This window comes from Marinobacter vinifirmus, from assembly GCF_002258215.1.
Classification (GTDB): Bacteria; Pseudomonadota; Gammaproteobacteria; order Pseudomonadales; family Oleiphilaceae; genus Marinobacter; species Marinobacter vinifirmus.
Genome location: NZ_NEFY01000017.1, coordinates 22,475 through 44,917, shown reverse-complemented (window position 1 = coordinate 44,917; position 22,443 = coordinate 22,475). Strand labels below are relative to the sequence as shown.

Genomic DNA, 22,443 nt, shown 5'->3' with positions numbered 1-22,443 from the left:
GGGTAAGCGGATTAAATGGTTGATCTTACCTTTGCATGAGAGTGAGACAGACCGGCATCTCATCGGATTATCTGGTTGATGCTTCACCTACTGCTGGTGCATGTTTCCTTCGCTAATTCCAGCAAGAACCCCACACGCCTCAACTTCCCGGTCATCGTTGCAACTCGCTCTCAGTGAAACGAGTTGTTTCTCAAGCGCTTGCAGAGCGGTTATCTGCGACCGCACATGAGAGATGTGATCATCGAGCAAGGCGTTGACGGCGGTACAAGGCTGATGAGGGTCGTCCTGATAGCTCTGTAGTTCGTGAATCTCAGCCAGTGACAGGCCCAGGATTCTGCAGCGACGGATGAAGGCCAGCCCCTCACCATGCTTCTCGGTATAGACACGGTAACCGTTGTCCTGCCGATCAGGCGGCGGCAACAAGCCCTGCTGTTCATAGAAGCGGATCGTCTGTGTTTCGACCCCTACCAACTGCGCCAACTGACCAATGCGCATCAGCCTCCTCCCCAACGGATTCTTTACTCTATTGACCTTATAGTAGCTTTATAGTTTTAAATGGTACCACAACATTGTTCAAGTGGAGTCGTATCATGAGCAAATCCTGTGGTGGCGCCTGTGGCGGTGATGCAACGTCCGCAGCGGATACCGATATACAGGCCTCCTCCGAGGCGCCAGGGAGATGGGTCAGTGTTTATGCCGTGCCGAAGATGGACTGTCCATCAGAAGAACGAATGATTCGCCTAGCCCTGAACGGCTTTGAGGAGATTCGGGCGCTGTCCTTCGACTTGTCGAACCGCCGGCTGAAGGTCGTGCATGACGGCGAGGTCGAGCCCGTCACCTCGAAACTGAAGACCTTGGGGCTAGGCGCCTCGCTTCAGGAAACCGTCGCTGCAAATCCGGAGACCATCAAGGCCGCCGAGTTTTCGGCAGCTTCTGCTAAGCAAGAATCCGGGACCCTGCGCTGGTTGCTCGGCATCAATGCACTTCTGTTCGTGGTGGAAATGACTGCCGGTCTGATCGCCCAGTCCACCGGCCTGATTGGAGAATCCCTGGACAATTTTGCCGATGCGGCGGTGTACGGGCTTGCCCTTTATGCGGTTGGACATAGCGTGAAAATGCAGGTACGTGCCGCGCATCTTGCTGGTGTACTGCAACTGATCTTGGCTGTGGGCGTGCTCGTAGAGGTGGTGAGACGCTTTGTATTCGGTAGTGAGCCTGAATCGCTGGTGATGATGGCTATCGCATTCGTCGCATTGATTGCCAATACCAGTTGTCTGCTGCTCATATCCAAACATCGGGAAGGCGGGGCGCACATGAAGGCAAGCTGGATATTCTCGGCCAACGACGTGGTGATCAACCTGGGGGTCATCACCGCCGGCGCCCTGGTCGCGTGGACCGGTTCCAATTATCCGGATCTGATTATCGGCACCATCGCGGGGGGCATTGTACTTAACGGTGCCAGACGCATTTTGGCGTTGAAGGGTTAAATAATGCTCATTATTGGCAAAAAGCTCTTGGGACGCCACCACACGGCTCCAGGCAGAAGCCGCCCTGGACGAGTGGATAGCCACCATCCCGAAGGGCCAAAAGGAAGTCTGGAGCGATCTGGTCAGGGCAGTGGGAAACTGGCGCGAAGAGACCATGACCTACTTCGAGACGGACATGCCCGTCACCAACGCTTACACGGAGTCCATCAACCGACTGGCCAAGGACAAGAACCGTGAAGGGCGCGGTTACTCCTTCGAGGTGATGCGGGCACGAATGCTCTACACCACGAAGCACAAGAAAAAGGCACCGACTGCGAAGGTCTCTCCTTTCTACAAGAAAACCATCGGTTACGGACTGCCGGACTTCGCAGAGGAACTCAACTACGGAGTCGATCTATCAACCATCTGAGGGTGGTATCAGATTGATGGGGTGAAGGTGCCCCATCAACCATTAAATCCGTATACCCCAATTTTCTTACGCAGCTGAATCTGGAAATCACCGTTGAGCTTGTAGGTGAATCCGTCCTTTTCGTAGATGGTCGCAGCGTTTACAGAACCTGCGGCAACAGTAGACACAGCAACAGCCAGAAGAAGCTTCTTCATTTCTTATAACTCCACTTTCAGTTTGGTTTGGTGTTTATCGGTTGCTGGAATCGACCCAGCTGTCCCACTCTTTTCGAGTTTGTTCGTCAGCTTTCAGATACCAGTAGCGCAGCATCCTGCTGACCATTTCCTGATCCGGATCGACGTGCGAATCCAGCAACAACCCTTCCTGGTTGGTTAACGGTGCCGGGCCTGCGGTGGCTGCCGGTGCAGTCACTGCGGCTGCGGCGCCGGAACGGTTATAGGCGGCCAGCTCACGGGCATAGTCCCGCACCAGCTGGAAACCTTCTTTCTCGAGCACATCGGCGGTGAACGCCACTCGTTCGCCCTGGCGGTCTGTCAGCTGCCAGTCGCCCTGCTGATTGAAACTGTCCATCTCGTTCCGGGAATCAATGTCAGGTGCGCTCAGAGTCAGCTCGGTGTCAGTAGCGTCAAAACGCACAACAAAGGCGTCGCTGGTTTCCAGCACTTCTTCCCGGCCGATTTCGGTGGTGCACTCCACCACCAGTTGCGCGGTGCCATCGGCCAACGTCATAGCCTGGCCAGCCGAAGCCGTTTGTTCACTGCCCTGAACCGCCTGAACGTTCACGCAGGGCCCGAGAGTCAGCTGTACCTCGGCCAAAACCGGCAGCGGCATCAGGGCCATCATCAAACTGGTAATGCGGGTAAATCTCGTCACGTTCTGAATCCGATGACTAAGGTGTTAACTCAACTGAGACGACACTATGGAGGGGGGTTGTGACAGAGTTATTACAAAGTGTTATGGAAAGTCGGTTTTTAAGACTCAGTATCCGAAAAAACAAAACCGCACCCGAAGGCGCGGTTTTGATGGGCAATAAAGGCTTCAGGATCAGTTGGCTGAGTCGCCCACCACGTCAATGCCATAGAACGTGGTGGTGCCGCTCACCTCGTTACCCACGGCCAGGATCGGCTGGCCGTTAGGGCTGTCTTCGGCGCGGATAAAGGCCAGGCCTTCCGGGCCCAGGTCACCGGCCTTACCAGCTTCTACCGCCGCCTTGTCGGCAGAGAAATCCCGGTTGTTCAGGTACTGCACAAACTGCGGGTTCTGGGGGTTGGTCACGTTGTACACCATGATGCCACCCACCCGTTCCAGGCCGATAAAGGCGTAGTTCTGGCCGTTGATCTCGCCAATGGTGACCGCTTCCGGCTCCGGGCCTTTGTCGTCTGAACGGTCGTCGGCTCCGTTTTCATCGTTACTGGCGTTAAAGCCGTGAGGGATCAGGTTGCCGGTGATGCGCTCGAAATCATTGCCGGAATCGAACACCCGCTGGCCCTGCTCGTTCCAGATAGAGAAAGAACGGGCGCCGTAGCTGTAGAGTTCACCGAACACACAGTCTTTCTCTACATCAGTGGCACTGCTGGACGGATCGCAATCATTAGCCATGCCCAGGGTGCCGGTCACTTTCAGACGGCCCAGGTTGGCGCTGTCCTGCAGTTCCTTGCGCTGGGCCTCGGTGCCGAAAGCCTCGCTCAGCTGAAGGTCTTTAACCCGGTATTCTTCACTGAAGCCATCGTAATCCCGGGAGTCGCCCTCGTTGGCGGTGATGTAGTAGGTCTTGCCGTTGTAGCCATAGCTGGCCATGGCATCCGGCAGGTACATGCCCTTGATGGGCCAGTTGCGCAGGTTGATGCCGCCATCCTTGTTGCTGGCATCCAGCTCGTTACCCAGCATGCGGTGGTCTTTGAAGCCCAGCGGCAGCACGTCCAGAATGCGGGTATTTTCAATGTCCAGCACCGCGACGGCGTTGTTTTCCTGCAGGGCGACCCAGGCGCGGGTGTTATCAACCGAAACCGCAATGTATTCCGGCTCGAAATCCTGGGCGGCAGAGGCACCCGGGCCAAAGATACGGATACCGGCTTCACGCAGGGCCTGCTCGCGGCCGTTGAAGGCGCGGAAGTCGGCGGTTTTCACTGTCGCTTTGTCCACACCGTTAGCCAGGTCGATCACACTTACAGAACCTTCGGGGTCTCGGGTGTAGTCGTCATTCGGTTCACCTTCGTTGGCAACTAGCACTTTTTGACCATCGCGGGTGAAAGTCACCATGTCTGGCAAGGCGCCCACGGTCACTTCACCGGCCTTGGACAGGTCAGATGCGTTGTAGAACACCACCTTGCCGTTGTCCTGCTTCACCTCGGCTTCGATGGCGACGGCGACCAGGTCACCATACACCGCCACACTGTTAGCGGAGGCGCCTTCTCGGCTGGCGTCGATGGTGTTAACCAGCACCGGTGCAGACGGGTTACGAATATCCAGTACGTCCACGGTGGCCGCATTGGCATTCACCACAAACAGGCGCTGGTTGGCAGCATCATGAGCGACGATTTCGGCGGCGCTTTCATCGAACACATTGCCCGGAGCCTTGTAGCTTCCCAGTACATTGAGTTCGATCAGACCCGGCAAGGAAGCCTTGGGCTGGGTGTCAGAACCGCTGCCGGTAGCGCAGGCAGCAAGGCCAACGGTGGCGGCCAGAATGGCGGAGGTCAGAAGGGTTCGCTGGAAAATCATGTTTACCTCGGGTTGTGTCGTCGGTGTGTAAATGACGACCCAAGCTATGGCAAACAGATGACAAAACCGCGTCAGAAAAAAGACAAGTCGATGACGCACATACAAAAATGGCGGCTCCGGGGAGCCGCCATTTCAGGTTACCGTTCTGCCTGGCTTACTGGCCCAGGTAGCTCCGGTACATCCACACGTCTTTCTCCTGCCCGGAGATGTAATCACTCATCAGGGCGGAGGTGCCTTCATCACCGGCTTCACCGGCCAGTTCCAGCAGTTCGCGCTGCTTGGCGATCAGCTTGCCGAAGCTTTCAACAATGTTCTCAACCGCTTCTTTACCGTTGGATACGTCTTTGCGCTCCGGTACTTCGGCGGTTTCGATGTAGGTGCTGAACGCGTGAGCCGGGCGGTGGCCCAGGGTCAGTACACGCTCGGCAATTTCATCCACTTTCAGCAGAAGGTCGTTGTACAGCTCTTCGAATTTCTCGTGCAGCAGGAAGAAGTTCTCACCCTTGATGTTCCAGTGGTAACCACGCACGTTCATGTAAAAGATCTGGTAGTTGGCCAGCAGATCATTCAGTGAGCTAGCCAGTGCGGCGGTTTTTTCGGTATCCAGACCAATAAAGTTCTTACCCATTTGAACCTCCTGATTCGTCGTCGGGTTGTCTCTGGTTACTACTCTAAGTCAGTTCCGGGCCCTGAGCCCAGTTCCATTACTTAATGTCATTAATAGTAAAAGCTTATTCGATAGCCTGAAACCTTATAGCTCGAACCTATCGCAGGATATCGCATGATCTATTTGAAAATAATTCTCGTTTGTCCTTAAATTGAATCATAGACCTGATAAACGCGGAGTTGATCATGAGCACACTGAAACTGTTTGTCCACGAGCACAGCACGAAAGGTGATCAGTCGGTTTTGAAAACGATTACCTTCGCCATCACCCACTTTACCGTGGCCTTCACAGTGGCCTATCTGCTGACCGGTGACATCCTGATCGGCAGCCTGATTGCCATGGTGGAACCGGCCATCAACACCGTGGCCTACTTCTTCCATGAGAAGATATGGGCACGGCACCAGCAAAATGCAAGGGACGCTGCCGCCGCACCGGTAAGCTTGCAACATCACACGTCATAGTGAACTGACACAGGTCAGCTCCCACTGCGGCCCGGGTTAAACACCCGGGCCGCAGTCCATGCAGCCTTCCGCGGGCTCCGGGCCCAGTTTCAGGTTTCTGTTCAGGTCTTTCAGGGCTGATCGCAAGCCCTCTTCAATCACCGGATGGTAGAACGGCATTTCCAGCATGTCGCTCACGGTCATCCGCTTCTGGGCGCACCACGCCAACAGGTGGGCAATGTGCTCGGCCGCAGGGCCGAACATTTCCGCGCCCATGAACAATCCGCTGCCATGCTCGCCGTACACCCGTAGCAGGCCCCGGTTCTTGCCGATCACCTTGCTGCGGCCCTGGTTCTCGAAACTCACTTCACCGACGGCAAAGCAGCCCCGGCACTTTTCATCCACCTGGTGAATGGTCAGGCCCACCGAGGCAATCTGGGGGTCGCTGAACACCACGGCCAGCGGGGTTTTGCGCAACCCGGTCTGTACCTCCGGATATGCCGCCGCGTTGTCTCCGGCGATGCGGCCTTCATCTGCGGCCTCATGCAGCAACGGCCGGTGGTTATTCACATCCCCGACGATAAAAATATGGCTGTCGCCACAGCGCAGGGTGTAAGGGTCGAACTCCGGCATGCCCCGGTCGTCCAGCTCGATGCCGGCGTTCTGGATGTCCAGGTTATCGATATTCGGCCGGCGCCCGGTGGCCGCCAGAAGATAGTCGAAGGTTTCCTGGTGCTCTTTGCCGTCTTCCAGCCAGGTAATCTGCACACCACCGTCTGTCCGTTCCACCCGGCGGGTTTCGGTTTTCGGGCTGAAGGCAAACTCTTCGCTGAAGGTTTTCAGCGCGTAGTCACGGATTTTCTCATCCCGCAGGCCGCCGATGCCGCCGCTGACGCCGAACAGGTGCACCTTAACCCCCAGCCGGCTTAATGCCTGCCCCAGCTCCAGGCCGATGACCCCGGGGCCGAAGACCGCGACAGAGTCTGGAAGGTCCTGCCAGTCGAAGATGTCGTCGTTCACAATCAGCCGGTCCCGGGCTTCCTTGAAGATACCCGGTATGTTGGGGCGGGAGCCGGTGGCGATGATGATGCGATCGGCACGGACTTCGGTATGGTCGCCGACTTCCAGGCGGTGGGCATCCAGAAAGCGGGCATGGCCCATCAGGCGATGTTCTTCCGGCAGTTTCTCCATGGAGCGGACCACCGGCGCCACAAACTTGTCCCGCTCGGCACGTACCCGCTGCATTACCAGCCGGCCATCAATTCGGACATCGCCAGCCAGCACACCGAAGTCGCCGGCGGATTTCAGGTCGTGGGCCCGCTCGGCAGCGGCAATCAGCAGTTTGCTGGGCATGCAGCCCACCCGGGCACAGGTTGTGCCGTACTGTTCGCCCTCGATCAACACCACACGGTCGGTTTTCTTTGCCACCCGCTGATAAGCCACCATGCCGGCAGTGCCGGCGCCGATGATCGCTACATCCACGTCACGCTTGTTCATCTGGCCTCCTATGAAAACCGGAAATTCCCGTCTTTTCTGCAGGTTAAGTTATAAGTATAGAAAGCTTACGGAATCCTGACAGGTGAAACCGGAAAAAAATCCTTCTATGCTTGCCGGCAACCACCTTCACAGGTTTACGACCATAACGCTCAACAGGTGACTACGTTAACAGGAGCAAACAGGTGCAGAATTACTGGCTGGAGTTTCTGACGGTCGCACTGGTGCACTTACTGGCGGTTGCCAGCCCGGGGCCCGATTTTGCAGTGATGCTGCGCCAGGCCCTCACTCAGTCACGGCGCAACGCCTTGCTGACCGCCATCGGTATTGGCCTGGGTATTCTGCTGCACGTGGGTTATTCGTTGCTGGGCATCGGGCTGATCATCCAGCAGTCGGTGATGCTGTTCACCGTGTTGAAGGTGGTTGGCGCGGTTTATCTGCTGTACATCGCCTGGCACTGTCTGCGGGCCAGGCCGGGCGGAGTGCATGTGGATGCGGCTGAAAAGACCCTACAGACAGGAATGGCAGCCTTCCGGCTCGGGTTTCTGACCAACGCCCTGAACCCCAAGGCAACGCTGTTCTTTGTGTCCCTGTTCTCGGTGGTGATCAACCCGGGCACACCCATTGTGCTGCAGGCAGGCTATGGCCTGTACATGGCACTGGCCACGGGCCTGTGGTTTGCCATGGTGGCGGTGTTCTTTACCCACCCCCGTGTCCGCCGGGGTTTCAACCGGTTCGGACACTGGCTTGATCGGGCCATGGGGGGCATCCTGGTGCTGCTGGCCGGGCAGCTGTTGTTGTCTACAGTGAGCGGATCAGAGCCTCCGTCTGTTCCCAGCCCAGGCACGGATCGGTAATCGAGCAGCCGTAGACCAGCTCTTTACCGTCATCCTGGCGACCGAATTCCAGGAAGCTCTCCAGCATCAGGCCCTTGATGTGCCGGTTGCCGTTGCGCTTCTGGGCCATCACATCCCGGGCAATATCCACTTGCCGCTCGGCCTGTTTGCAGGCGTTGTCGTGGCTGCAGTCCACCATCACAGCCGTTGATACGCCAGCTTTTTCCAGTTCTGCCACTGCCTTGGCGATGCTCAGCTCATCGTAGTTGGTCACGCCCCGGCCGCCGCGCAGCACCAGGTGGGTGTCCGGATTGCCAACGGTGGAGATCATCACCGGTGAGCCACTGTGGGAAATGCCCATGTGGTGGTGAGGGTGCGAGGCAGACTTCATGGCATGGCTGGCCACGGTAATGCCGCCATCGGTACCGTTCTTGAAACCGGTAGGCATGGGCAGGCCGCTGACCATTTCCCGGTGGATCTGGGATTCGGTGGTGCGGGCGCCAATGGCGGTCCAGCTCACCAGGTCACCCAGGTAATCCATCATGAATGGACTCAGAGCTTCGGTGGCCAGCGGCAAACCAAGCTCGGATAACGCCAGCAACAACTTGCGGGAACGCTCCAGGCCCTGCTTCAGGTCGCCCTGGCCGGTGCGTTCCGGATCGTACAGCAGACCTTTCCAGCCCACGGTGGTGCGGGGTTTTTCCAGGTAGGCGCGCATGACAATCAGGAACCGGTCACTGACGTCGTCTGACAGCGCTTTCAGGCGGGTGGCGTAGTCCAGGGCGGCCTGTTCGTCGTGAATGGAGCAGGGCCCCATAACAATCAGGGTGCGGTCGTCCTGACCGTGCAGTACAGCGCGGATCTGTTCACGGTAACCGGCAATGGCCCGAACCAGTTGCTCATCGGCAGGAAACTGCTGGCGCAACTCGGCGGCGGAGGGCAGTCTGGCTTCCTGGCGGTGCTGGCAGGCGCTTGAGGTTTGCGCATCCAGTGTTTCAGATTTCAGCGGCATGTTCATGTCTGTGTTCCCGTTTCCCTGTATCAGAATCAAAAAAGCCCCGGCTGGGCTACCAGTCGGGGCTTTTCGGAGTCCGGTGGCAGCCTGGGTTGCTTGCCGGGCTGCCTTCCTCGTTGTGTTCGGTCGATGAAGATCTTACGGGCGGCCCGGGCTCTGGCTAAAATAAAAGCCATAATCAAACCACCAAAAATACACAGCAGAACCTGCGGCCTTCAGTTTTTCACCGAAAGCTTTCAGAACGTTCAATTGACAGGCTGTGTGTAGAGTCTTCATGCTTTTCACTATATACCCGCGGTTTTCAGATTGGCAACCCGCAATCCGGATTATTTTCCGGTGGGTGTCGTTAACGTGGCTTCGGAGGCCCAGATGCACAATCCTTTCGCCCGGTTTTCCACTCTGGCCCTGCTGGCCGTTCTGATACTTGGCCTGGCGGCTCCGGCGGCGGCCCGGGCAGAACAGGAAACCCGCATTTACCAGCTGCAGAACCGCACCGCCGAAGACATGGCGCAGCAGGTACGCACCCTGTACCAGCAAGCTCCAGTGTCGGTAACGGCCCGTGGAACACAACTGGTTGTAAGGGGAGAGCCAGTGTTGCTGGATGAAATCGGCACCCTGGTCGGCTCGCTGGATGTACCTCCGGTACAGATGCGCATTACCGTGCGCTACCGGCAGAGTTCAGACAGCTCGGGTTCCGGTGCTGGTGTCAGCGTAAACCGTAACCGGGTATCCGCCGGGGTCGAGCAAAGCAGCCGTTCCAGCAACTCAAGCTCCCAGCGCCACCTGGTGGTTCAGGACGGGCAATCTGCTCACATTACCTCCGGCAGCGTGCGCCCCCTCCCCTTCGCCGTTCAGGGTGGCCGCAACCCGGCGGTGATCCTGGAACAGGTGGAAACCCGCAGCGGGTTTGTGGTCAGCCCCCAGTCGATTTCCGGCCAGGCAGTGGAGCTGAACATTGTATCGTTCGAGGAAGACCCGGCAGCACTGCCCGGCTATGAAACCGAGGCGCTGGTGACCATCCGCCGGGTGGAGCCGGGGCAATGGGTGTCTCTGGGCGGGGTCAGCACATCGGAAAGCCGCCAGCAGGGCGGCCTGGTCTATCAGCGCAACAGCAGCCTGGCGGAACAGCTGGCCATCGATGTGAAAGTGGATATCCTGCCCTGATCAGGCGCCGCGTTTGCCGATCAGCAGGTCCCGGGCTTCGTTGAGCTTGGCGGCCAGGTAATCGTTACCACCGCGATCCGGATGCACCTTCTGCATCAGCTTGCGGTGGGCAGCCACCACCTCTTCACGGGTGCAACCCGGCGTCACTCCCAGAATATCGCAGGCTTCCCGCTCGGTCATAGCGCCGGCAACCGGTGCACGCTGGTCACCCGTACCGGCCTGTCCCGAAGCTTCCGGCCCGGAGGAATCGTCCATGGCCTTGCGGAACATCGGCGCGTAGCGCATCAGCGCCGGCAGTTTTCTCAGCAGTGGAATCAGGGCCGCAATGCCGGCAGTGATCACGTGCACCCGGCCGGTCAGCACCATAAACAGCAACAGGGCACCGCCAGCCACCAGCACCACTTTCCAGATGGCCGCTTTCTGGCCTTCCGGCGACAGCGCACCCCATTTTTTCAGGATGACAAACACGGCGGCCGCCAGGGCCAGGCCGAGAATCAACTGCATTCCAAATCCTCACCCGCTTGTATCGTCACCGGAGCATAACAGATTACCGCGGAGATCAGATCCACCCCCGTCATTTAGACGTAAGACGCAGCAGTACATATACTGCGTTTTTTCTGCAAACGGGTGACAAACTCAAGTGCTTTTTGTAGCATCCTATTGGTTAACGCTGAGCTGACGCCCGAGTGAGCAGCAAGCGTCTGGTCGCTGTCATCTGATGCGCAAGGAAAGCTGTCAGCCTTCCCATCCCAGCGACGTTATCAGTCTCAAGAACTCTATTCCCAGGAACAGACCTATGCGCACCGCATCCCGTTTTGTCATCGTCATCATTTTCCTTGGTGTCGTCCTTGGCGGCATCTTCGGCTACAAGTTCATGCAGTTTGGCCAGATGAAGGAAATGCTGTCACAGCCGCAGCCGCCGGCGATCATTTCCGTGACCGAGGCAACCACCGAAAACTGGCAGCCGGCCATCAAGGCGGTGGGCAGCGTAGAAGCCATCAACGGTATTGAGGTGGCCAACGAGGTGCCGGGAGTGATTGAAAGCATCAGCTTTGAATCCGGCGATACGGTTAAACAGGGAGACGTCCTGGTTCGCCTGGATGCCGCTATCGACGAAGCCGCCCTCCGCACCCGCCGGGCCGAGGCTCAACTGGCGCAGCAGGAGTTCAAGCGGATTTCCGACCTACTGCCGCGGCGCGCCGTGTCCCAGTCCCAGTACGACGAAGCCAAGGCCAACTACGATGCCGCCCGGGCACGGGTGAACGAGGCCGAGGCCCAGCTGAACAAAAAGGTGATCAAGGCCCCGTTCGACGGCAAGCTGGGTATCCGGATGGTGGATCAGGGCCAGTACATTGGCACCGGCACTCCGATCGTCGAGATCAACATGCTGCATCCGATCTACGTGGACTACACCCTGTCCGAGAAATACCTGCCGGATGTCGACCAGGGCTATCCGGTGTCTGTCACTGTAGCCGCAGTGCCTGACCGCACCTTTGAGGGTGACGTCAGCGCCATTAACACCTCGGTGAACCCGGAAACCCGCACCGTGCGCATACGCGCCATCCTGAACAACGAAGATAACCTGCTGCGCCCGGGTATGTTTGCCACTGTCCAGACCGGCCAGCCCCGGGATAACGAAGTGGTCACCCTGCCCCGCGAGGCTATTTCCTATAACACTTACGGCAACTTCGTGTTCGTAGTGGAAGAAAACGATGAAGGCCAGCTGGTGGTCAGCCGCCGCAGCGTCACCACTGGCGAAGTCCGTGAGGGCAGGGCCTCCGTAACGTCCGGCCTCGAATCCGGTGAAACCGTGGTTGCCAAGGGCCTGCTCAGGCTCCGGGCCGGCCAGCGGGTTGAGATTCAGGACGAATCCGGCCAGGAGGCGTCTGAGTAATGAAATTCACCGATATATTTGTCCACCGGCCAGTCCTGGCCACGGTGGTCAGCCTGCTGATCCTGCTGCTCGGTGCCCGGGCCGCCATGGAAATGGAAATCCGCCAGTACCCGAAGCTGGAAAGCACCACGGTGACGGTAACCACCGCCTACCCCGGTGCCAGTTCGGACCTGATCAAGGGCTTTATCACCACGCCGCTGCAACAGGCCATTGCCGAAGCCAGCGGCATTGATTACCTGACCTCCACCAGCTCCCAGAGCGTGTCCACCATCCAGGCCAAGATGGTGCTGAACTACGACGCCAACGATGCCCTGGCGGAAATCCAGGCCAAGGTGGCCAGCCAGCGCAACGTGCTGCCGGCAGAAGCCGAAGACCCGGTGATCACCTCCACCACCGGTGACGACACCGCACTGATGTACATCGCCTTCTACAGCACCGAGCTGGATGTACCCCAGATTACCGATTACCTGACCCGTGTTGTTCAGCCCAAGCTGCAGGCACTGTCTGGCGTGGGTAAGGCCCAGCTGCTGGGCCGTACCTTCGCCTTGCGGGTATGGCTGGACCCGGAGCGACTTGCGGCGGTCGATATGACGCCGGTGGAGGTGGCCGCCAAGCTGCGCGCCAACAACTACCAGGCCGCTGTGGGCCAGACCCGGGGCAAGTACACCGAAGTGAGCCTGACCAGCGACACCGACATCGCAGACCCGGAAGCCTTCCGCAACCTGGTAGTGAAGCAATCCGGCGGCACGCTGATCCGCCTTCAGGACATTGCCAGGGTGGAACTGGGCTCCCAGAACTACGACCAGCTGGCCCTGTACAAAGGCCAGCCGGCCACCTACGTGGCCATCGAAATGGCGCCCGGAGCCAACCCGCTGACGGTAGCCGGACTGGTGAAAGACGAACTGCCCGACATCGAAAGCCAGCTGCCCAGCGGCCTGAATGTACGCCTGGCCTACGATGCCTCGGACTTTATCGACGACTCCATCAACGAAGTTATCCGTACCCTGATCGAAGCCATGATCATCGTACTGGTGGTGGTGTTCCTGTGCCTGGGCTCGGTGCGGGCCTCGGTAGTGCCGTCGGTGGCTGTGCCGCTGTCGCTGATTGGTGGCGCGTTCGTGATGCTTATGTTCGGCTTCTCCCTGAACCTGCTGACCCTGTTATCCATGGTGCTGGCCATCGGCCTGGTGGTGGATGACGCCATCATCATGGTGGAGAACGTGCACCGGCATATCGAACAGGGCGAATCCCGGTTCGAGGCCGCCATTAACGGCGCCCGGGAGATGGCTACCCCCATCATCGCCATGACCACCACCCTGGTGGCGGTGTACGCCCCCATCGGCTTTATGGGTGGCCTGGTGGGCTCGCTGTTTACCGAGTTCGCCTTCACCCTGGCCGGCACCGTGGTCATCTCCGGCATCGTGGCCCTGACCCTATCGCCCATGTTGTCCGGCAAGGTGCTCAAGCCACACGGCAACCCGGGCAAGTTCGAGCAACTGGTCGAGAAAACCTTCAACGGCCTGGCCAATGCCTATAAAGCAGCACTGACCTCTCTGATGCAGACCAAGTCGGTGGTGGTGTTCTTCGCTGTGGTGGTACTGGGCTCCATTTACTTCATGGTAATGATGAGCCAGAACGAGCTGGCCCCCACCGAAGACCAGGGCATCCTGTTCTATCAGGGCCTGGGGCCGGAAACGTCCACACTGGACTACCTCTATGAGCACGGCCAGGAAGTGCAGGACCGCATGGCCACCGTGCCCGGCTACAACGAAGACTTCATGATCCTGGGTGTGACCAGCCCGAACGCCGTGTTTGGCGGCTTCAAAATGTCGCCCTGGAGCGAGCGGGAAATCAGCCAGTTCGAGGCCCAGCCGCTGCTGGATGCCGAGCTGAAGAATGTCACCGGGCTGCAGACTGCAGTGTTCCCGCTGCCGGCCCTGCCGGGCTCCGGCGGTGGCCTGCCGTTCCAGTTTGTGATCACCACCGGCGGCAGCTACGAGCAGCTGGACCAGGTGGCCGATGAACTGCTGGGCAAGGCCATGCAGAGCGGCAACTTCATGTTCCTGAAGAAATCCATTAACTTCGACAAACCTAGCACCCGCATTAACGTGGACCGTGACCGGGTGGCAGACCTGGGCCTGTCGATGCAGGATGTTGGCCAGTCGCTGGCCAGCATGCTCAGTGGTGGTTACATCAACCGTTTCAACATGGAAGGCCGCTCCTACCAGGTGATTCCGCAGGTGGACGACCAGTTCCGCGCCAGCCGTGAAGCACTGGATGACTACTACATCCGCGCCGGCAACGGCGAGCTGGTGCCGCTGTCCAGTGTGGTCAGCTTTACCGAGGAAGTGGAACCATCCAACCGCACCCAGTTCAACCAGCTGAACTCGCTCACGCTCGAAGGGGTGGTCATGCCCGGCGTGGCAGCCGGTACCGCCATGGAGTTCATGGAGCAGACTGCTGGAGAAGTGTTCCCGCAGGGCTTCAGCTTCGACTACACCGGCGAATCACGGCAGCTGGCGACCCAGGGTAGCGCCCTGGTGGTGACCTTCTTCCTGTCCTTGCTGGTGATCTACCTGGTACTGGCGGCGCAGTTCGAAAGCTGGCGTGACCCGATCATCATCCTGGTGTCGGTGCCTATGTCCGTTGCCGGCGCCATGGCGTTCATCGTACTGGGCTTCGCCAGTATGAACATCTACACCCAGGTGGGCCTGATCACCCTGATTGGTGTGGTGTCGAAGAACGGCATCTTGATTGTGGAATTCGCTAACCAGCTACAGAAAGAGCAAGGCCTGAACAAGGTAGAGGCGGTGATTGAGGCTGCAGCTATTCGCCTGCGGCCGATCATCATGACCTCACTGGCACTGATCTTCGCCATGGTGCCGCTGCTGATTGCAGTAGGGCCTGGCGCCGAAAGCCGGTTTGCCATCGGCCTGACCATCAGTGCCGGCCTGGGCATTGGCACCCTGTTCACCGTGTTCGTATTGCCGGCGTTCTACATCCTGCTCGCCCGTGATCATCACGGCTCCGCCGCTGATGAGCACGAAGATCAGGAAAGTGCCGGCGCCAGCAGCTCCTGAGCCTGCATACGCCGGCGCCACTGAACCGTTTCGCTGGGCAGCTCTCCGAAGTGTTCCCGGTAGAGCGCCGCGAAACGGCCAAAGTGGCTGAAGCCTTCATCACCTGCGTAGCGGGAGATATGGGGCACTGCGCACTGGCAATCCACCAGCCGCCGGCGCACGCGAATCAGCCGGCAGCGCTGGTAATAGCGGTAGGGTGTCATGCCGGTCTGCCGTTTCATCAGGTAGTAGAGGTTACGCTCGCTCACTCCGGCGTGGCTGGATAAATCCTGCAGGTCAAAGGGCCAGTCCGGCTCTGTCCGTATCTTGATGATGGCCTTGAGTAGCCGCCGGTCGGGCTCCGGAATGGCTGTCGTTGCCGAGGCAGCAGCGGTGTTTCCGCGAAGTATCCCGTTGATCTCCTGCAACAGGGTTTCCGCCGCCCGGCATCCGTGATCGTGGTCTTGCAGAAATCCGACCTGGAACAGGAACCCGTGGATACAACGGGTGATCGCATCACCAATGGCCGGGCCTGTATGCGGCGCATCGGGCTGGTCTGCCAGCCGGAGCAGGAGCACACGGCTGTCTGCCGCCACCCTCAGGCTGAAGGTTTGAGCAGGCGGAAATACCTGAAACGGAAAGACCGTGGTCGCTGCCTTACCGGCAGACACAACCTCACACCGCCCCTGAACCCGGAACACCAGCAAGGGCGAATCCAGGCAGCAGTGTTTCAGGATGAGGTTCTGGCTGACCGACAAAGCGGCAACCATGCCCGCTCCGACTTCCAGCGCCGACAACGAGCCGGCTTCGGCTTTCGGCCGGGACAAATCACAAACCAGCCCGGTGCAGCCCAGCAAATCCTGAAGGGCCAGCGTCCACTCCCCGCAGGCGGCGCGGTTCAGGCGAAGGTAAGATTCCAGCTCGGAATTGACGATAAAGTTCTGCATACTACTCAGACAGGTAAAAGGTGAGACTGCTGTTGTAAGCAACATTCCCACAAATCCCTAGCCAGATCTCGCAAAACCCCTGCATTCTTTGTGGTTAATAGGGATTTATTGATGCTTATCAAACTCTCACACAGGCAACATAACAGGACACACCCTTGACCCTCGGAACCCTTTTCTGGCTTTTCGTTGCCGGCTTTCTGGTCTGGTACTGGTGGCAGGCCAAGGCCATCAAAGACTCGGTACTGCAAGCCGCTCACCGTTATTGCAAAAGCATGGACGTGCTTCTGCTCGACGATGCCGTGTACCTGCGGGGCCTGTGGTTCAAGCGGGACCGACAAGGCAGCCTGAGGGTATGGCGCCGGTTCCTGTTCGACTTCGCCACCACCGGTGAGGAACGCTATACCGGCCGGGTGATCATGCTCGGCCGCAAGATCGTGCATATGGAGCTGGACCCACACCGGTTCTGACTGAAGACTGCTTACAATTCGCTACCTGAAAATTCCGAATCCAGGCCTTGCCCGGCCGACCTGAAACATAACTGTCATATTTATGTAGCATCCTTGCGCCAGCACAACTTCTTGTCCTGAATAGGTTTTCTGGCGATGTCTTATTCCGTTTCTGCAGCTTTCAAAGCCGGCGCACTGGCGCTGTTGACTGCCCTGCCCCTGTCTTCCACCCTGGCCCATAACCTGGAAATTCACGGCTCCAACACCGTAGGTGCCACCCTGGCCCCCATGCTGGTGACCGGCCACCTGGAACACATCGGTAGCGGCGCGGTTAAGACCGACTCCACCGGCGTGGAAAACGAAAAGATTCTGAGCATTGCCAGCGAAGGCGGCACCGTGAGCGTGCTGGTGGCTGCCCACGGTTCCAGCACCGGTTTTCGTACCCTGGCCAGCGGCCAGGCCGGCATCTGGGCGTCCTCGCGGCCGGTGAAACCGGGGGAAGCGCAGCAGGTCAGTGCACAGGCCGACCTGACCGCACTGGAAAGCGAGCACGTAATTGCCATCGATGGCCTGGCCATCCTGGTGCACCCGTCCAACCCGGTCAGCAAGATGAGCATACAGACGCTGGGGCAGATCTATGCCGGCGAAATCCGCAACTGGTCACAACTTGGCGGCCCGGACCGCGACATCAGCCTGTACGCCCGGGACGACCGTTCCGGCACCTGGGATACCTTCAAATCCCTGGTTCTCGGTAAAACCTACACGCTGGACAGCGGCGCCCTGCGCTATGAATCCAACGACCAGCTTTCCGACGACGTGTCCCGGGACCCGGGCGGCATCGGTTTCTCCGGCCTGGCCTCGGTGCGCAACAGCAAGCTGCTGGCCATTTCCGACGGCAATGCCCCGGCCCTGAAACCGAACCAGCTCACCGTGGCCAGCGAAGACTATCCGCTGTCACGCCGGCTGTTCATGTACACCATGGGCAACCAGACTCCGGAATTCGCCCGCGGACTGATTGAGTTCGCCCTCGGCACTGAAGGGCAGGCGCTGGTGGCCGAATCCGGCTTTATTTCCCAGAACCCGATTGCGGTAAAGCCGGAGCTTGATAGCTCGGTGCCGGAAACTTTCAAACGCCTGACCGCCGAGTATCAGCGCCTGACGGTGAACTTCCGGTTCTCGGAAGGCCGCACCAAGCTGGATAACAAGGCCCAGCGTGACCTGCTACGAGTCATCGATTACCTGGAACAGCATGGCCGCTCCGCGGACGACCTGTTGCTGATCGGCTTTGCCGACGCCCAGAGCCACGAACTGCGGGCCCAGATGATTTCCGAACTGCGCGCGCTGTCCGTTCGCAAGGCCCTGCACCAGACAGGACTGCCCCGGGTGGCCTACACTGGTTACGGACAATACATGCCTGTCGGTGGCAGCGGTAACCAGAGAAACGGCCGGGTGGAAGTGTGGATCAGGGCGCGATAATTTTCCTATACTGCCATTGTCACCTCCAACCAACAGACCGGGACAATGGACATCAAAAACGACCACCGCTTCGCCATCAACCTGAACGTTCGGGGCATCCAGCCTTCCTCTACCCTGCGTATCAACGAACTCAGCAACCAGCTGCGATCGGAAGGTAAGGACATTATCAAGCTGGGACTGGGCCAGTCTCCGTTCCCGGTACCGGAACGTGTGGTTAATGCCCTCAAAGAACACGCCCACGAGAAAGACTACCTGCCAGTGAAGGGGCTGAAAGGCCTGCGCCAGGCCATTGCCGGTTACATCAACCGGGCCGAGCGCATGCGCTGTACCTGGGAAGACGTGCTGATCGGCCCGGGCTCCAAGGAGCTGCTGTTCATCCTGCAGCTGGCCTACTACGGCGACCTGCTGATTCCGCGCCCGAGCTGGGTGTCCTACGCGCCCCAGGCCCGCATCATTGGCCGTTCGGTGCACTGGCTGCCCACCCACGCAGAGAACAACTGGCAGCTGACGGCGGAAGAGCTGGACATCATCTGCCGGGACGATCCTTCACGCCCGCGCATCCTGATTCTGAACTACCCGTCGAACCCCACCGGTTGTACCTACACCGACGATCAGCTGCTGGCCATCGCCAACGTGGCGCGCAAGTACAACCTGATCCTGTTGTCGGATGAAATCTACGGCGAAGTGCACTTCGAGGGCCGGCACAAGTCCATCGCCCGCTACTACCCGGAAGGCACCATCATCAGCACCGGCATGAGTAAATGGCTCGGCGCCGGCGGCTGGCGTCTCGGCACCTTCATCTTCCCGCCGGAACTGCGCCCGCTTCAGGACGCCATGGCAATCATCGCCAGCGAGACCTTCACCTCCACCAGTGCGCCCATCCAGCATGCGGCAATCACGGCATTCGAAGGCGGTGAAGACATCGACGAGTACCTGAAACAGTCCCGCCGGGTGCTGAAAGTGGTGGGCGAGTACATGTACTCCCGCCTGAGCGCCATGGGCGCCGTGGTTCGTAAGCCCGAGGGAGCTTTCTACCTGTTCCCGGACTTCTCCGCCTTCAGTGAAAAGCTGGCCCGCAAGGACATCAAAACCTCCCAGGCCTTCTGCACCGCCCTGCTGGAAGACACCGGCGTGGCCATCCTGCCCTCCAGTGATTTCGGCTTTGTGCCAGACCACATGGGCGCGCGTTTGGCGTTCGTGGATTTCGACGGCACCCAGGCACTGGAACTGGCCGGCGGAAGCTATGCAGACCAGGAGCTGGGGGAGGACTTCGTCCAGGAAGCCGGCCCGCGCCTGGTACTGGCCATGGACAAGATGGAGAAGTGGCTGAACAGCCTCTGATTCTGTCGTGCTAGACTGGCACCCTCATGTTTTCTGACCGGGGGTGCCATGTCTGACTCTGTTTCTCTGCGCGAAATCACCGATTTTGCCGAAGCCCTGGCTGTTGAAGCCGGCGAACTGATCCGCCACGAGCGTGACCAGAACACCCTTCGCACCGACTACAAACACCAGACCGAACTGGTCACCCATGCCGATGTGATGGCGGATGAGTTCATCACCAACGCCATCCGCGAGCGCTTCCCGGATCATCGCATCCTGTCTGAAGAAACCATGCCGGACCTGTCCCAGGCCGAGTCCCTGGACACCCCGCTGTGGGTCATCGATCCCATCGACGGCACGGTAAACTACGCATACGGCCACCCCCAGGTGGCGGTGTCCATTGCCTATGCAGAGCGCGGGCAGGTGCAGGCGGGCGTGGTACACGCGCCCTTCCCCGGCGAAACCTTCCGGGCCACCAAGGGCGAAGGCGCTACGCTGAATGGCAGTCCCATCAAACACAGCGGTGCGACGGACCCCAGGCAATCCCTGTTCGCCACCGGTTTCCCCTACACCAAGGACAACCTGGAACCGCTGGTACGCCGGCTGGATGCGATGATCCACCAATGCCGCGACCTGCGCCGCATCGGTTCAGCGGCACTGGATATCTGCTGGGTGGCCTGTGGCCGTCTGGATATCTACTACGAAAACGTCAGCCCCTGGGACTTCGCCGCCGCCCGCCTGATCGCCTGGGAAGCCGGCGCCACGGTGGGCCACTTCGGCGATGTACCCGATGACTACCCGGCCGACCTCTGGGGGCGCGACATCCTCATCTCCGCCCCGGCAATATGGGAGCCGATTCGCGCCATACTCCGTTCTGCGTCTGGTTACGACTGAGTTTCAGTGTTCGTTCACACCTAGCTTGCAGGTTTCGGGGGCATAGTCTTAGTAGCCTTCAGGTTGGGCGGTAGGGCGCTGGCTGGATACCCTTTCCCGAAATTTCGGAGGCCATGAATGGCCGAAGACAAGCGCCACATGGATGTGCCGAAGGAGCGCTTCTGCGAAGGGCAAGCCCCACCCACAACACCCCCGACCTCGCAGGCTACCAAGACTATGCCCCCGAAACCTGCAGGCTAGGCGTACCAGAACTCAGCCCCAGACGGCCTCGGCAACCAGGCTCCAGGCCTCGTCGAAGTCGGTGGAGGGCAAACGGGAGAACGAGGAGCGGACGAAGCGCTGGATGCGACCTTCGAGGAACACCATTACGAAATCGGCACCCCGGGCTGCGCTGGTGCGGGGCCGTAGACCCTGGCGGATTTCGCCTTCTTTCAGGGCCTGGCGGAACTGGGTTTCCAGGCGCTCGAAAAACTGGGACGCGCGCTTGCGCAGCGACTCGTCTTCGCCCATCAGGGCATCGCCGGTCAGCACGCAGCACAGGCCCGGGTTGCGCTCGGCGAACACCAGTACCAGGTGCACCAACTGCTGCAAACGCACGCGAACGTCTTCCTGCTCCTGCAACACCACCTGGCAACGGGAGAAAACTGCTTCCTCGGCAAACTCGATCAGGGCTTCGAACATTTTGCGTTTGCTGGGGAAGTGCCGATACAGGGCGGCTTCGGTTACACCCACGGTTTTGGCCAGGCCAGCGGTGGTGATCCGGGCCCCGGGGTCTTTTTGCAGCAATTCAACAAGGGCCTGCAGGATTGTGTCCCGCCGGCTGGGTTTTTGAGTGGTCATATCAGGACTACAGCGCTCTGTTTTTTTGCCACGGAATCCACGGAAAAACACGGAAGGAAAAAACGAAAAGATTCTTTTGCCACGAAATCCACTAAAAAACACGAACAAAGATGACTGATTAGAAAACCAAAAGGCCTTTGGCTTTTATTTCGTGTTCTTTAGTGGATTTCGTGGCAAAACAGTCCTTATCCTTTCATTTTTCCGTGTCCTTCCGTGGATTCCGTGGATTCCGTGGATTCCGTGGCTAATTATTAAATCAAAAAAAGGTGCCGTCGATCGGCGACGACGCACTGGCGTACAGCTTCTTCGGCATACGTCCAGCAAGGTAGGCCTCGCGGCCGGCTTCGATGGCCAGGCGCATGGCGTTGGCCATTTTGATCGGGTCTTTGGCCTGGGCGATGGCGGTGTTCATCAGTACGCCGTCGCAGCCCAGCTCCATGGCGATGGTAGCGTCTGACGCGGTGCCTACGCCCGCATCCACCAGTACCGGCACCTTCGCGTTCTCGACAATCAACCGGATGTTGTAGCGGTTCTGGATGCCCAGGCCGGAGCCAATGGGGGCGCCCAGAGGCATGATGGCAACACAGCCCATTTCTTCCAGGCGCATGGCCAGCAGCGGGTCGTCGGAGCAGTACACCATTACCTTGAAGCCGTCTTTGATCAGCTCTTCGGCGGCTGCGAGGGTTTCCGGCATGTTGGGGTAAAGGGTCTTGTGTTCGCCCAGCACTTCCAGCTTCACCAGGTCGTGGCCATCGAGCAGTTCCCGGGCCAGTTTGCAGGTGCGTACCGCGTCTTTGGCGGTGTAGCAGCCGGCCGTGTTCGGCAGGATGGTATAGGCATCCGGGGAAACCACGTCCAGCAGGTTGGGCTCGTCCGGGCTCTGGCCGATGTTGGTTCGGCGTACCGCTACGGTCACAATCTCGGCACCGCTGGCTTCAATGGCGTGGCCGGTTTCCATCAGGTCGTGGTACTTGCCGGTGCCTACCAGTAAGCGGGACTGGTACACCTTGCCGGCAATTTCCAGGGGTTTGTCTTCGGGGAGCTGAATCTCTGGTGTGTCTGTCATAGCCTGCCTGATTTCTGTCGAAATGAGAGTCGGGAGTGGTCGTTCGCAGCAAGGAGGATTAACCGCCTCCGATGGCGTGTACCACTTCCACACGATCACCTTCGCTGAGGGAAAAGTCCGGGTGCTGGCTGCGGGGTACGATGTCTTCGTTCACTTCCACCGCCACGCGTTTGCCGGCCAGTGCGAGTTGCTCAATCAAGGCGGCAATGGTGGCTCCGTTCGGGAGCTCCACGGCTTCGCCATTAACCTTTACCTGCATGGTTGTGAT

At 59.1% G+C, this 22,443-nt stretch carries 22 protein-coding genes and 1 pseudogene; 11 read left to right on the top strand and 12 right to left on the bottom strand.

Annotation, left to right across the window (positions count from 1 at the left end):
* Positions 1-87: 87 nt before the first annotated feature.
* Positions 88-495 carry a Cd(II)/Pb(II)-responsive transcriptional regulator gene (cadR, locus tag B9Q17_RS15165; RefSeq protein ID WP_004364961.1) on the bottom strand — a complete coding sequence of 136 codons (408 nt, stop codon included), beginning with the start codon at positions 493-495 and terminating at the stop codon, positions 88-90.
* Between the two features lie 95 nt (positions 496-590).
* Here cadR and B9Q17_RS15160 point away from each other — a divergent pair, with 95 nt between their 5' ends.
* Positions 591-1,487 (top strand): cation efflux transmembrane domain-containing protein, encoded by an 897-nt coding sequence (locus B9Q17_RS15160; RefSeq protein WP_004574643.1) that lies wholly within the window; start codon positions 591-593, stop codon positions 1,485-1,487.
* A 28-nt stretch (positions 1,488-1,515) separates the two neighbouring features.
* Positions 1,516-1,896 (top strand): annotated as a pseudogene (locus B9Q17_RS15155) (transposase); the annotation flags it as partial.
* A 35-nt stretch (positions 1,897-1,931) separates the two neighbouring features.
* Here B9Q17_RS15155 and B9Q17_RS15145 read toward each other — a convergent pair.
* From B9Q17_RS15145 to B9Q17_RS15130, 4 genes are all read right to left on the bottom strand, one after another.
* Positions 1,932-2,090, bottom strand: a complete 159-nt coding sequence (locus tag B9Q17_RS15145) for a hypothetical protein (RefSeq protein WP_227508344.1) — start codon at positions 2,088-2,090, stop codon at positions 1,932-1,934.
* A gap of 34 nt (positions 2,091-2,124) precedes the next feature.
* A complete protein-coding gene (locus B9Q17_RS15140) occupies positions 2,125-2,769 on the bottom strand; it encodes a DUF2057 domain-containing protein (protein ID WP_227508345.1) in 645 nt (214 codons plus the stop codon).
* 171 nt (positions 2,770-2,940) lie between these two features.
* Entirely contained in the window at positions 2,941-4,617 is a 1,677-nt protein-coding gene (locus B9Q17_RS15135; protein ID WP_094625840.1) for a choice-of-anchor I family protein, read from the bottom strand.
* A gap of 154 nt (positions 4,618-4,771) precedes the next feature.
* A complete protein-coding gene (locus tag B9Q17_RS15130) occupies positions 4,772-5,245 on the bottom strand; it encodes a Dps family protein (RefSeq protein WP_022988406.1) in 474 nt (157 codons plus the stop codon).
* Between the two features lie 224 nt (positions 5,246-5,469).
* On the opposite strand from B9Q17_RS15130, the gene B9Q17_RS15125 reads away from it, so the two are divergent.
* Positions 5,470-5,745 (top strand): DUF2061 domain-containing protein, encoded by a 276-nt coding sequence (locus B9Q17_RS15125; protein WP_022988407.1) that lies wholly within the window; start codon positions 5,470-5,472, stop codon positions 5,743-5,745.
* Positions 5,746-5,781: 36 nt separating this feature from the next.
* On the opposite strand, the gene B9Q17_RS15120 is transcribed toward B9Q17_RS15125, so the two are convergent.
* Entirely contained in the window at positions 5,782-7,221 is a 1,440-nt protein-coding gene (locus tag B9Q17_RS15120; RefSeq protein ID WP_094625839.1) for a dihydrolipoyl dehydrogenase, read from the bottom strand.
* A gap of 182 nt (positions 7,222-7,403) precedes the next feature.
* Here B9Q17_RS15120 and B9Q17_RS15115 point away from each other — a divergent pair, with 182 nt between their 5' ends.
* Entirely contained in the window at positions 7,404-8,075 is a 672-nt protein-coding gene (locus tag B9Q17_RS15115; RefSeq protein ID WP_094625838.1) for a LysE family translocator, read from the top strand.
* Here B9Q17_RS15115 and B9Q17_RS15110 read toward each other — a convergent pair.
* The gene (locus B9Q17_RS15110; RefSeq protein ID WP_094625837.1) at positions 8,020-9,072 is read right to left on the bottom strand and encodes a 3-deoxy-7-phosphoheptulonate synthase; all 1,053 of its coding nucleotides are present in this window, start codon (positions 9,070-9,072) and stop codon (positions 8,020-8,022) included. The two genes, B9Q17_RS15115 and B9Q17_RS15110, sit on opposite strands and share 56 nt — an antisense overlap.
* Positions 9,073-9,375: 303 nt before the next feature.
* Here B9Q17_RS15110 and B9Q17_RS15105 point away from each other — a divergent pair, with 303 nt between their 5' ends.
* Complete coding sequence (locus B9Q17_RS15105; RefSeq protein ID WP_244177409.1) at positions 9,376-10,233, top strand: secretin N-terminal domain-containing protein; 858 nt, start codon at positions 9,376-9,378, stop codon at positions 10,231-10,233.
* Here B9Q17_RS15105 and B9Q17_RS15100 read toward each other — a convergent pair whose 3' ends face one another.
* Entirely contained in the window at positions 10,234-10,737 is a 504-nt protein-coding gene (locus B9Q17_RS15100) for a DnaJ domain-containing protein (RefSeq protein ID WP_094625836.1), read from the bottom strand. It abuts the gene before it with no gap.
* Positions 10,738-11,029: 292 nt separating this feature from the next.
* On the opposite strand from B9Q17_RS15100, the gene B9Q17_RS15095 reads away from it, so the two are divergent.
* Positions 11,030-12,127: an efflux RND transporter periplasmic adaptor subunit gene (locus B9Q17_RS15095; RefSeq protein WP_094625835.1), complete on the top strand. Its 1,098-nt coding sequence runs from the start codon at positions 11,030-11,032 to the stop codon at positions 12,125-12,127.
* Positions 12,127-15,207, top strand: a complete 3,081-nt coding sequence (locus tag B9Q17_RS15090) for an efflux RND transporter permease subunit (protein WP_094625834.1) — start codon at positions 12,127-12,129, stop codon at positions 15,205-15,207. The genes B9Q17_RS15095 and B9Q17_RS15090 overlap by 1 nt, the downstream gene beginning before the upstream one ends.
* Here the strand turns inward: B9Q17_RS15090 and B9Q17_RS15085 are convergent.
* Positions 15,177-16,133, bottom strand: coding sequence for a helix-turn-helix transcriptional regulator (locus B9Q17_RS15085; protein WP_244177408.1), 957 nt, complete (start codon positions 16,131-16,133; stop codon positions 15,177-15,179). The two genes, B9Q17_RS15090 and B9Q17_RS15085, sit on opposite strands and share 31 nt — an antisense overlap.
* Positions 16,134-16,288: 155 nt before the next feature.
* On the opposite strand from B9Q17_RS15085, the gene B9Q17_RS15080 reads away from it, so the two are divergent.
* The 4 genes from B9Q17_RS15080 to B9Q17_RS15065 all read left to right on the top strand — a co-directional run bounded on the left by B9Q17_RS15080 (position 16,289) and on the right by B9Q17_RS15065 (position 20,269).
* Positions 16,289-16,600, top strand: a complete 312-nt coding sequence (locus B9Q17_RS15080) for a DUF3301 domain-containing protein (protein ID WP_094625832.1) — start codon at positions 16,289-16,291, stop codon at positions 16,598-16,600.
* 135 nt (positions 16,601-16,735) lie between these two features.
* Complete coding sequence (locus tag B9Q17_RS15075) at positions 16,736-18,055, top strand: substrate-binding domain-containing protein (protein ID WP_094625831.1); 1,320 nt, start codon at positions 16,736-16,738, stop codon at positions 18,053-18,055.
* 45 nt (positions 18,056-18,100) lie between these two features.
* Complete coding sequence (locus B9Q17_RS15070) at positions 18,101-19,396, top strand: pyridoxal phosphate-dependent aminotransferase (protein ID WP_058341932.1); 1,296 nt, start codon at positions 18,101-18,103, stop codon at positions 19,394-19,396.
* A 48-nt stretch (positions 19,397-19,444) separates the two neighbouring features.
* Complete coding sequence (locus B9Q17_RS15065; RefSeq protein WP_094625830.1) at positions 19,445-20,269, top strand: inositol monophosphatase family protein; 825 nt, start codon at positions 19,445-19,447, stop codon at positions 20,267-20,269.
* Between the two features lie 252 nt (positions 20,270-20,521).
* On the opposite strand, the gene slmA is transcribed toward B9Q17_RS15065, so the two are convergent.
* From slmA to thiS, 3 genes are all read right to left on the bottom strand, one after another.
* On the bottom strand, positions 20,522-21,109 hold the full coding sequence (slmA, locus tag B9Q17_RS15060) for a nucleoid occlusion factor SlmA (protein WP_036219146.1): 588 nt from the start codon (positions 21,107-21,109) through the stop codon (positions 20,522-20,524).
* Between the two features lie 256 nt (positions 21,110-21,365).
* The gene (locus tag B9Q17_RS15055) at positions 21,366-22,175 is read right to left on the bottom strand and encodes a thiazole synthase (RefSeq protein ID WP_094625829.1); all 810 of its coding nucleotides are present in this window, start codon (positions 22,173-22,175) and stop codon (positions 21,366-21,368) included.
* A gap of 58 nt (positions 22,176-22,233) precedes the next feature.
* Entirely contained in the window at positions 22,234-22,434 is a 201-nt protein-coding gene (gene thiS, locus B9Q17_RS15050; protein WP_094625828.1) for a sulfur carrier protein ThiS, read from the bottom strand.
* Between the last annotated feature and the right edge of the window lie 9 nt (positions 22,435-22,443).